11 protein-coding genes are annotated in these 8,821 nt (G+C 64.8%); 7 read left to right on the forward strand and 4 right to left on the reverse strand.

The features are described from left to right. Positions 1–129: 129 nt before the first annotated feature. Positions 130–1,503, reverse strand: coding sequence for a PleD family two-component system response regulator (locus AC0L3K_RS17980; RefSeq protein WP_007603275.1), 1,374 nt, complete (start codon positions 1,501–1,503; stop codon positions 130–132). Positions 1,504–1,517: 14 nt separating this feature from the next. Further along, a complete protein-coding gene (locus AC0L3K_RS17985) occupies positions 1,518–1,883 on the reverse strand; it encodes a response regulator (RefSeq protein ID WP_007603272.1) in 366 nt (121 codons plus the stop codon). 241 nt (positions 1,884–2,124) lie between these two features. Between AC0L3K_RS17985 and AC0L3K_RS17990 the strand changes: the two genes are divergently transcribed. From AC0L3K_RS17990 to AC0L3K_RS18000, 3 genes are read left to right on the forward strand one after another with little or no spacing between them, the layout of a single operon-like run. Next, entirely contained in the window at positions 2,125–2,436 is a 312-nt protein-coding gene (locus AC0L3K_RS17990) for a DUF3572 domain-containing protein (RefSeq protein WP_007603271.1), read from the forward strand. Continuing rightward, entirely contained in the window at positions 2,433–3,722 is a 1,290-nt protein-coding gene (locus AC0L3K_RS17995) for a DNA polymerase IV (protein WP_354128552.1), read from the forward strand. The genes AC0L3K_RS17990 and AC0L3K_RS17995 overlap by 4 nt, the downstream gene beginning before the upstream one ends. Further along, entirely contained in the window at positions 3,722–4,129 is a 408-nt protein-coding gene (locus AC0L3K_RS18000) for an ACT domain-containing protein (protein WP_354128551.1), read from the forward strand. The genes AC0L3K_RS17995 and AC0L3K_RS18000 overlap by 1 nt, the downstream gene beginning before the upstream one ends. Positions 4,130–4,170: 41 nt before the next feature. Here AC0L3K_RS18000 and AC0L3K_RS18005 read toward each other — a convergent pair whose 3' ends face one another. Together AC0L3K_RS18005 and AC0L3K_RS18010 are read right to left on the reverse strand one after the other, a co-directional pair. After that, positions 4,171–4,572, reverse strand: coding sequence for a RidA family protein (locus AC0L3K_RS18005; RefSeq protein WP_219684926.1), 402 nt, complete (start codon positions 4,570–4,572; stop codon positions 4,171–4,173). A 64-nt stretch (positions 4,573–4,636) separates the two neighbouring features. Next, positions 4,637–5,482 carry a cell envelope integrity EipB family protein gene (locus tag AC0L3K_RS18010; protein WP_354128550.1) on the reverse strand — a complete coding sequence of 282 codons (846 nt, stop codon included), beginning with the start codon at positions 5,480–5,482 and terminating at the stop codon, positions 4,637–4,639. Positions 5,483–5,714: 232 nt separating this feature from the next. On the opposite strand from AC0L3K_RS18010, the gene AC0L3K_RS18015 reads away from it, so the two are divergent. From AC0L3K_RS18015 to AC0L3K_RS18030, 4 genes are read left to right on the forward strand one after another with little or no spacing between them, the layout of a single operon-like run. Further along, positions 5,715–6,182 carry a RidA family protein gene (locus AC0L3K_RS18015; protein ID WP_007603263.1) on the forward strand — a complete coding sequence of 156 codons (468 nt, stop codon included), beginning with the start codon at positions 5,715–5,717 and terminating at the stop codon, positions 6,180–6,182. A gap of 5 nt (positions 6,183–6,187) precedes the next feature. Then, positions 6,188–6,934, forward strand: coding sequence for a glycerophosphodiester phosphodiesterase (locus AC0L3K_RS18020; protein WP_473366549.1), 747 nt, complete (start codon positions 6,188–6,190; stop codon positions 6,932–6,934). A 54-nt stretch (positions 6,935–6,988) separates the two neighbouring features. Continuing rightward, complete coding sequence (locus AC0L3K_RS18025; protein WP_473366569.1) at positions 6,989–8,230, forward strand: GNAT family N-acetyltransferase; 1,242 nt, start codon at positions 6,989–6,991, stop codon at positions 8,228–8,230. Positions 8,231–8,281: 51 nt separating this feature from the next. Then, positions 8,282–8,710 carry an HIT family protein gene (locus AC0L3K_RS18030; RefSeq protein WP_007603258.1) on the forward strand — a complete coding sequence of 143 codons (429 nt, stop codon included), beginning with the start codon at positions 8,282–8,284 and terminating at the stop codon, positions 8,708–8,710. The last annotated feature ends 111 nt before the right edge of the window (positions 8,711–8,821 follow it).

The raw sequence follows: 8,821 nt of genomic DNA on the forward strand, positions 1-8,821 counted from the left end.
GTGCCTCTTCCTGATCCAGCTATCGCATACGCTTGCCTGTCCGCTCCCGCTCAATTCGGCTTCTTAACGGACGACTACTGTGCATGGGGTTGTTTTCGCGTTTTTTTGCGCCGGCCTGTGCGAGCGGCCTCACGCCGCGTGCGACACCACGCGATTGCGGCCGTCGTGCTTGGCGCGGTACAGCGCAGTGTCGGCGCGCTTGAGGACGTCGCCAACCGCCTCGCCCTTCTGCTCCAGCGTGGTCAGGCCGATCGAGATCGTGACCTCGATGCGCTTGGTGCCCTTGTGGATCGCAAAGGGCTCGCCGGCGATCGAGCGGCGCAGGCGCTCGGCGACCATGCCGGCGACGTGGAGATCGGTCTCCGGCATCACGATGACGAATTCCTCGCCGCCGTAGCGACAGGCAAGGTCGATGCCGCGGATCGACTTGCGCACCCGCACGGCGAATTCGCGCAGCACGTCGTCGCCGGCGTCGTGACCGTAATTGTCGTTGATCGACTTGAAGTAGTCGATGTCCAGGATCATCAGCGCCAGCGGCTTGCCGCGGGTTGCGGCCTGCTCGGCGAGCGTCGCGAGATGGCTCTCCATGTAGCGGCGATTGTGCAGCCCGGTGAGCGCGTCCGTGATTGCCATCTCGATCGAGTTCTGCACGTTGTCGCGCAGATGGTCGGTGTAACGGCGGCGGCGGATCTGGGTGCGGGCACGCGCCAGCAGCTCGATCTTGTCGATGGGACGCAGCAGATAGTCGTTGACCCCGATCTCGAGCCCACGCAGCAGCCGCGTGGCGTTCTCGGGGTCGGCGATCGCCAGGATCGGCACATGCCGCGTGCGCTCCAGCGAGCGCGCCTGGCTGCACAGCCGAAGGCCGTCGAAATTGTTGAGGTCGAGCGAGACGATCAGCAGATCGTAATTGCCCTCGGCGGCGTGGAACAGCGCTTCCGTCGGGTTCGGCTCGACGTCGATGGTGTGCTCGGCGGCGAGGATCGTCGCCAGCCGCTCATAGGAGGACTGGCGGTCGTCGACCAGCAGGATGCGGCCGCCCTTGCCGGTGTCGGAGATTGCACTGCGCTCGGGCGCCTGCATGCCGATCTCGAGCGAAGTGATGGCGCGCATGCGCAGCTCGTCGGTCATCATCTTCAGCCGGGTCAGCGAGCGGACGCGCGCGATCAGCACGACATCGGAGACGGGTTTTGTCAGGAAATCGTCGGCGCCGGCTTCCAGCCCGCGGTTGCGGTCGGCCGGGCTGTCGAGCGCGGTGACCATCACGACGGGAATGTGGTGCGTGGCCGGATCGGTCTTGAGGCGGCGGCAGACCTCGAAACCGTCCATGTCCGGCATCATGACGTCGAGCAGGATGATGTCGCATTCGGCGCGGGCGCAGATCGCCAGCGCCTCGGTGCCGTTCGCGGCGGTCATGACGTCGAAATATTCGGCGGATAGGCGAGCTTCGAGCAGCTTGACGTTGGCAGGGACGTCATCGACGACGAGAATACGCGCGGACACTGTGAACTCACTTCCTATCCGATGAAACGTCGGACCGTCTCAATGAATTTGCCGACCGAGATCGGCTTGGACAAATAGGCTTCGCAGCCGCCCTCGCGGATGCGCTCTTCGTCGCCCTTCATCGCGAACGCCGTGACGGCGACGACGGGAATGCTGCGCAGCTCCGGATCGTCCTTGATCCAGCGCGTCACCTCCAGGCCCGAGACCTGCGGCAATTGGATATCCATCAGCACGAGGTCGGGCCGCATCTTGCGAACGAGGTCGAGCGCCTCGTAGCCGTTGCTGGTACCGGTGGTCTGGTAGCCGTGCGCCTCCAACAGGTCGCGGAAGAGCTTCATGTTGAGCTCGTTGTCTTCCACGATCAGGACGGTCTTAGCCATCCCGCCCTCCTGATTGGTCCGCAGACCGATGCATGTGACGCCTCAGGCGCCGGTCGCCGGCGCTTCGAAAACTGGATTCAAACTAGCCTCGAATTCGCTTGAGTTTCGTTAAACCCGAGGACCGACTTTCTGCGATGTGGTTTCCAGTTGCTTGTCGGGGGTCACAAGACTCAGGAACGAGACTCGGGCATGGTGACCCCAAAGTAGACACCGAAAGTTAACGGAAAGGCAAACCGGCCACGTGAAAAAGCCTGTTCACAACCCGCGCGAAGTCGCTGAAATCGTTGCGCTTCAGGCGCTGTCTTTCGTCGCGGGCGAACCCGAGCGGCTGGGCCTGTTCCTGGCCGAGACAGGGGTCGGCCCGGAGACGCTGCGCAATGCCGCCTCGGACCCCAATTTCCTGCTCAGCGTGCTCGATTTCGTGATGCGGGATGACGCCACCGTGAAGGCCTTTGCCAGCGCTGCGGAACTGCATCCGACCAACGTTGCCGCAGCGCGGCAGGTTCTCGGCGACGCGCTCGGCGACCCCAATTGGGAGCGCGACGTGCCGTGACCTCCCTGGAGACGGCCGGGCCCCGCTGCTTCTGCCGGGATTGTTCGGCCGATCTGGATATCGGCGTTCGGCGTTGTTCCGCCTGCGGTTCCCCCCGCCTCGCCCGCCACCGCGCACTCGCAAGCCTGACCATCGCCCATATCGACTGCGACGCCTTCTACGCGACAGTCGAGAAGCGCGACAACCCCGACATCGCCGACAGACCCGTCATCATCGGCGGGGGCAAGCGCGGCGTGGTGTCGGCCGCCTGCTATATCGCGCGCACCTACGGCGTGCGCTCGGCCATGCCGATGTACAAGGCGTTGGAAGCCTGCCCGCATGCCGCCGTGATCCCGCCGGACATGGCGAAATATGTCCGGGTCGGGCGCGAGGTGCGCCAGGCCATGCAGGCCCTGACGCCGCTGGTCGAGCCGCTCTCGATCGACGAGGCGTTCCTCGATCTCTCCGGCACCGAACGGGTGCACGGCATGATCCCGGCCAAGGTGCTGGCGCGGTTCGCACGTGACATCGAGCGCGACATCGGCATCAGCGTCTCGGTCGGCCTCTCCTGCAACAAGTTCCTGGCCAAGATCGCCTCCGACCTCGACAAGCCTCGCGGGTTTGCCGCGCTCGACCAGGAGGAAGCGCGCTTGATGCTTGCGGAGAAGCCCGTCGGTTTCATCTTCGGCGTTGGACCCGCGACGCAGGAGCGTCTGGTGCAACGCGGCTTCCGCATCATCGCCGACCTGCAGAAGGCCGACGAGATCGAGATGATGCGGCAGTTTCCGAGCGACGGCCGCAGGCTGTGGCGGCTCGCGCGCGGCATCGACGACCGCCGCGTCGAGCCCGATCGGGGCGCCAAGACGATTTCGAGCGAGACGACGTTCGAGACCGACATCCGCGATTTCGCGACGCTGGAGAAGATCCTGTGGCGCCTCTGCGAGAAGACGTCGTCTCGCCTCAAGAGCAGCGAGCTCGCCGGCCTGACCGTCACGCTGAAGCTGAAGACCGCGGATTTCCGCCAGCGGACCCGCTCGCAGTCGATCACGGCCCCGACGCAGCTTGCCGCGAAGATCTTTTCGATCTGCCGCGAGATGCTGGCGAAAGAGATCGACGGCACCGCCTTCCGTCTGATGGGCGCCGGCGTCAGCGCGTTGCGCGAGGGTTCAGTCGCCGACGACACCGACATGCTCGACCGCCGCGCCGCCCACGCCGAGCGCGCGGTGGACAGCTTGCGCAAGAAATTCGGCAGCGCCGCAGTGATCCGCGGCATCGCGTATGAGGGGCCGGAAAAGGCGCAGGAGTGATGACAGGCGAACGCGACCTCGACGCGCTGCTGAGACACGTGAAGCCGGAGATGCGGCCAGGCATTTTCGTGTTCTGCACGATCCCGACAGGCCAGTCGATTCCCGCAGCGCTCAGCCCTTTGCTGACGTTCCGCGAGCAGGAAGGGACGACGCTCGTGATCCCACGCGAACAGGCCGAAGCGGCGGGACTACGGTACGCATTCGCATCGTGCCTGATCACCCTGACGGTTCACTCCGCACTCGATGTGGTGGGCTTCCTGGCGGCAATCACGGCACGCCTCGCCGCAGCCGGCATCAGCGTGAACGCCGTTTCGGCGTTTCACCACGATCATCTATTTGTGCCGGCTGACAGGGCGGACGACGCGATGGTTCTTCTGCAAGAGATGTCCAAGGCTACGCACTCGTAGCCCGGATCAAGCGCAGCGCAATCCGGGCTACGGGAAAGATCTCAATCCGCGACCGCCACCGCCTCGATCTCGATCATCCATTCCGGCGCGGCGAGCGCCGAGACGCCGACCAGCGTGCTCGCCGGCGGCTCCATGCCTTCGAAGAAGACCGAGCGAGCCTTGCCGATGATCGGGCGCAGCTCCGGCTTGTAGTTCACGACGAAGGTCGTGATCTTCACGATGTTGGCGTAGCTCGCGCCGGCTGCTTTCAGCGCGTGCCCGAGATTCTGCATCACCTGCGTGGTCTGCGCGGCGAGATCGCCCTCGCCGACGATCCGCCCTTCCTCGTCCACCGATACCTGGCCGGAGATGTAGATCGTCCGCGCCCCCGTGGCAGTGACGACATGCGAATAAGCGGGATTGTGATGCAGGCCGCTGGGGCGGAGATGATCGAGCTTGGGCATGATGCCTCCCGGATGTTTGTGGTTGGGAGGGAGCCTAGCCAGAGACCGCGTTGCAGGCCAGCCCTCAATTGCAGGGCTTGCTGTCCTTCGCGTCGAACTTGCCCATCGCGCCCGAAATCACAAAATCGTTGTAATCGAGCACGAGCTGGCGCGAGACGCCGTTCTCGTAGAGCTCGAACGCCATCGCATAGACCGGCGTCTGCTCGCCTTCCTTCTGCTGGGCCTCGCGGTCGAAATAGCTGACGGTGACGGGCCAGCGCTTGAGCGACTTCATGTGCTCATCTGACGTCGACGGATCGGGCGAACCTTCGCGCTCGGCCGGGATCGGCTGGCCGATCACGGTCAGCGTGTTGTAGACCTTCTGGCCATCGTCGGAGCCGTCATAGACGGAGAGCTCGAGCAGCGACTTGCCCTCCTTCGCGGCGGCAATGATGCGCTGGATCTGTTCGGTCGGAAACACGATCTTGCCGTCGAGCGTGAAATTCTTCGGCGCCGGCAGCTTCAGCTTGACGTTGATGTGGTCGCCGTCGCGCTCCGCCGAGCCGTCGACCCGGCCGGCATCCGCCTCGTTCATCCGCGTCTCGATCTTGAAGCGGTAGCTTTTGCCGCCAGCGTCCTCCCAGGAATTGGAGCGGAGATCGCTGAGCGTGACCTTGCCCTCGCCACTGTCGAGCTCGGAGACCTGGCGGAATTCGGAGGTGTAGCCCTCGCACGAACTTCCGGTGAAATTGTAGAGGATGCGGCCGCGCGCGCTGTTGATCGAATTGGAGCGCGATTTCACCAGGCTCAAATCATAGAGCGCCTGATGCGCGAGGAACGGACCGTTCGCGGCTAGCGCCCCGCCTCCGGGGCCGAGAGCGGCCGCCGCGAGCGCCGTCGCACCGAGCGAAGTCCGGAAAAGGTGCAGCATGTCTGGTCCCTGGGGAAAGCGCAGATTCGACATTTTAATGAACGTTCCATTGCGTCGCAACTGAGGCCGTTTCACGTAAAGTTGCGGCCTTTGCGTTGAACCTCCTGCCCTGCCTCAACAAAATGCCACCCCCGAGGGTTGCTTGCATGTGGCGGCACGATGGGCGAAACAGGGCCCGCCGGGCTGCGACGGATCTGCCCGGCGGATGGATTTTTGGACAACGAGGTCGGACATGGCGGGTACGGTCGAGCAGAAGCTGGCGGAACAGGGTATCAAGCTGCACGAGGCCCCCACCCCCGTGGCCAATTACGTCCCGTTCGTGCGCACCGGTAATCTGCTGTTCGTCTCGGGCCAGGTTTGCTTCGATCCCGCCGGCAAGCTGATCGCCAAGGGCAAGCTCGGCGCCGGCGTGACCATCGAAGAGGGCGCGGCGGCCGCCCGCGGCTGCGCCGTCAACCTGCTGGCCCAGGTCAAGGCGGCGCTCGGCGACCTCGACAAGGTCGTTCGCGTGGTGCGCCTCGGCGGCTTCATCAACTCGGCGCCGGACTTCCTGGACGGGCCGAAGGTCCTCAACGGCGCCTCCGATCTGATGGTCGCCGCCTTCGGTGACAAGGGCCGTCATGCCCGCACCACCGTCGGCGTCGCCTCCCTGCCCGCGGATGCGGCGGTCGAGGTCGAAGGCGTGTTCGAGGTCGCCTGAGGCGAATGCGCGCTCCTGATTGGTTGACAGCCCGCCCGGTCGCCCATCGCGGCCTGCACGACATTTCCCGCGGCATCGTCGAGAACATGCCGGGCGCGGTGCAGGCTGCGATTGCGGGCAATTTCTCGATCGAGGTCGACATCCAGCTCTCCGCCGACGGCGAGGCCATGGTGCATCACGACCATGCGCTCGGCCGCCTTACCGAGGCCACCGGCCCGCTGGTCGAGAAAACCGCCACTGAACTGAAGGCGCTCACGTTCGAGGACACGGCCGAGCGGATGATGTCGCTCAGCGACCTCTGCGGCCTGGTCGCCGGCCGCGTGCCGCTGGTGATCGAGGTCAAGAGCCATTTTGACGGCGACCGCAAGCTGGTGAAGCGGATGGCCGAGGTGCTGGCATCCTATGACGGCCCCGCCGTCGGCATGTCCTTCGACCCGGACCAGGTGCTGGCGCTGCGCGAGCTGTTGCCCTCCCGCCCCCGCGGCATCGTCGCGCAGCGGAGCTATCAGGACGAATACTGGGCTTACCTGACCCGGGAGCAGCGCGACAGCATGCTGTACCTGCGCCACGGCTTCCAGACCCAGCCGCATTTCGTCGCCTTCAGGGTCGACGACCTGCCCGCCCCCGCCCCCTGGATCGCCCGCAATGTGTTCGGCTGCGCCCTGCTCGGCTGGACCGTGCGTACGACCGAGCAGCGGACGCGGGTCGCACAACATGCGGATCAGATGATCTTCGAGGGCTTCGTACCGTAGGCTTGATGTTTCCCACTCTTGAAGTCGCTGCTGCAATGCACGATCTTGGGCATGATGGCACCATCCGAAATCACCCTTGAGGCCGCACCTTCCATTGGCGAAGTATCGCCGGACGACTGGGACGCCTGCGCTAGTCCCGGCAAGTCTTGTAATGGGCATGGCAAGGGAACCTCATCCGGGCTTCCAGGCGATTCTCTCGGCCTCTCAAAGCCTGCCTATAACCCCTTCGTCTCCCACGCGTTTTTATCGGCCGTTGAGAAATCGGGTTCGGCCACGATCCGCACCGGCTGGGGGCCGCGGCATCTCGTGGCCAAGATCGACGGTCGCGTCGCCGGCGTCGTGCCCTGCTACCTGAAATCGCACTCGCAAGGCGAATATGTCTTCGACCGCGGCTGGGCCGATGCCTATGAGCGCGCCGGCGGGCGGTACTATCCGAAGCTGCAGGTTTCGGTTCCCTTCACGCCGGCCACGGGACCGCGGCTGCTGGTTCGCGAAGGCGTCGACCACGAGCGCATCACGGAGGCACTGGCGAGCGGGCTGGTGGCGCTGTGCGGCGTCAGCAAGGCTTCCTCGGTGCACGTCACTTTCGCCCGCGAAGCGGAGTGGAAGCTGCTCGCCAAGCACGGCTTCCTCCAGCGCACCGACCAGCAGTTCCATTGGCACAACGAAGGTTTTGCGAGTTTCGACGATTTCCTGGCGACGCTGAACTCACGCCACCGCAAATCGATCAAGCGCGAGCGGCGCGATGCACTGGCCGCCGGGGTCACGATCCACTGGCTCACGGGCAAGGACATTACGGAAGACGCATGGGATGCGTTTTTCATGTTCTACATGGAGACCGGCTCGCGCAAATGGGGCCGGCCTTATCTGACGCGGGAATTCTTCTCGCTGATCGGCGAGACCATGAGCGATGACGTGCTGCTGGTGATGGCCCGTCGCAACGATCGCTGGATCGCGGGCGCGATCAACTTCATCGGCTCGGACACGCTGTTCGGCCGCAACTGGGGTGCGGTCGAGCATCATCCCTTCCTGCATTTCGAAGTCTGCTATTATCAGGCGATCGACTTCGCCATCAAACGCGGGCTGGCGAATGTCGAAGCCGGTGCGCAGGGCGAGCACAAGATCGCACGCGGCTACCTGCCGCGGACCACCCACTCCGCTCACTTCATCGCCGATCCGGGCTTGCGCCGCGCCATCGACGATTACCTCAAGCGCGAGCGCGCCTATGTCGCGGAAGCCGGACGTGAGCTAGCCGAGCTCGGCCCGTTCCGCAAAGGCGCCGACGAGGCGCCTTGACGGTTCGTTGCGGCTGGTGACAGTAAGCGCAAATTCTAGGGAGCCGCCGCCATGACCGCCTACGACCCCAACAACATTTTCGCAAAGATCCTGCGCGGTGAATTCTCCTGCCACAAGGTTTACGAGGATGAGCACGTGCTCGCGTTCCTCGACATCATGCCGCGGGTACCTGGCCACACGCTGGTGATTCCAAAAGCACCTGCCCGCAACATCCTCGACATCAAGCCGGACGACTACGCCCATGTCGCCCGCGGCGCGCACAAGATCGCTGCCGCAGCGATGACGGCGTTCAAGGCCGACGGCATCACCGTGCAGCAGTTCAACGAGGCGGCCGGCGGACAGGTGGTGTTTCATCTCCACATGCACGTGATGCCGCGCCACGACGGCGTGGCGATGCTTCCGCCCGCCAGCCGCAAGGAAGACGTCAAAGTGCTGGAAGAGAACGCGACCAAGCTGATCGCGGCGTTGAAGGCGGTTTGAGTCTCAGCTCCCGTAGCCCGGATGGAGCGAAGCGCAATCCGGGCCCGTTGCCCCCGGGGCCCGCGCGGCCGCGGCGGGGGCGGGGGCCCCCCCCGGGGACGGGGCGCTTGT

This window comes from Bradyrhizobium sp. MI1.10, from assembly GCF_055811035.1.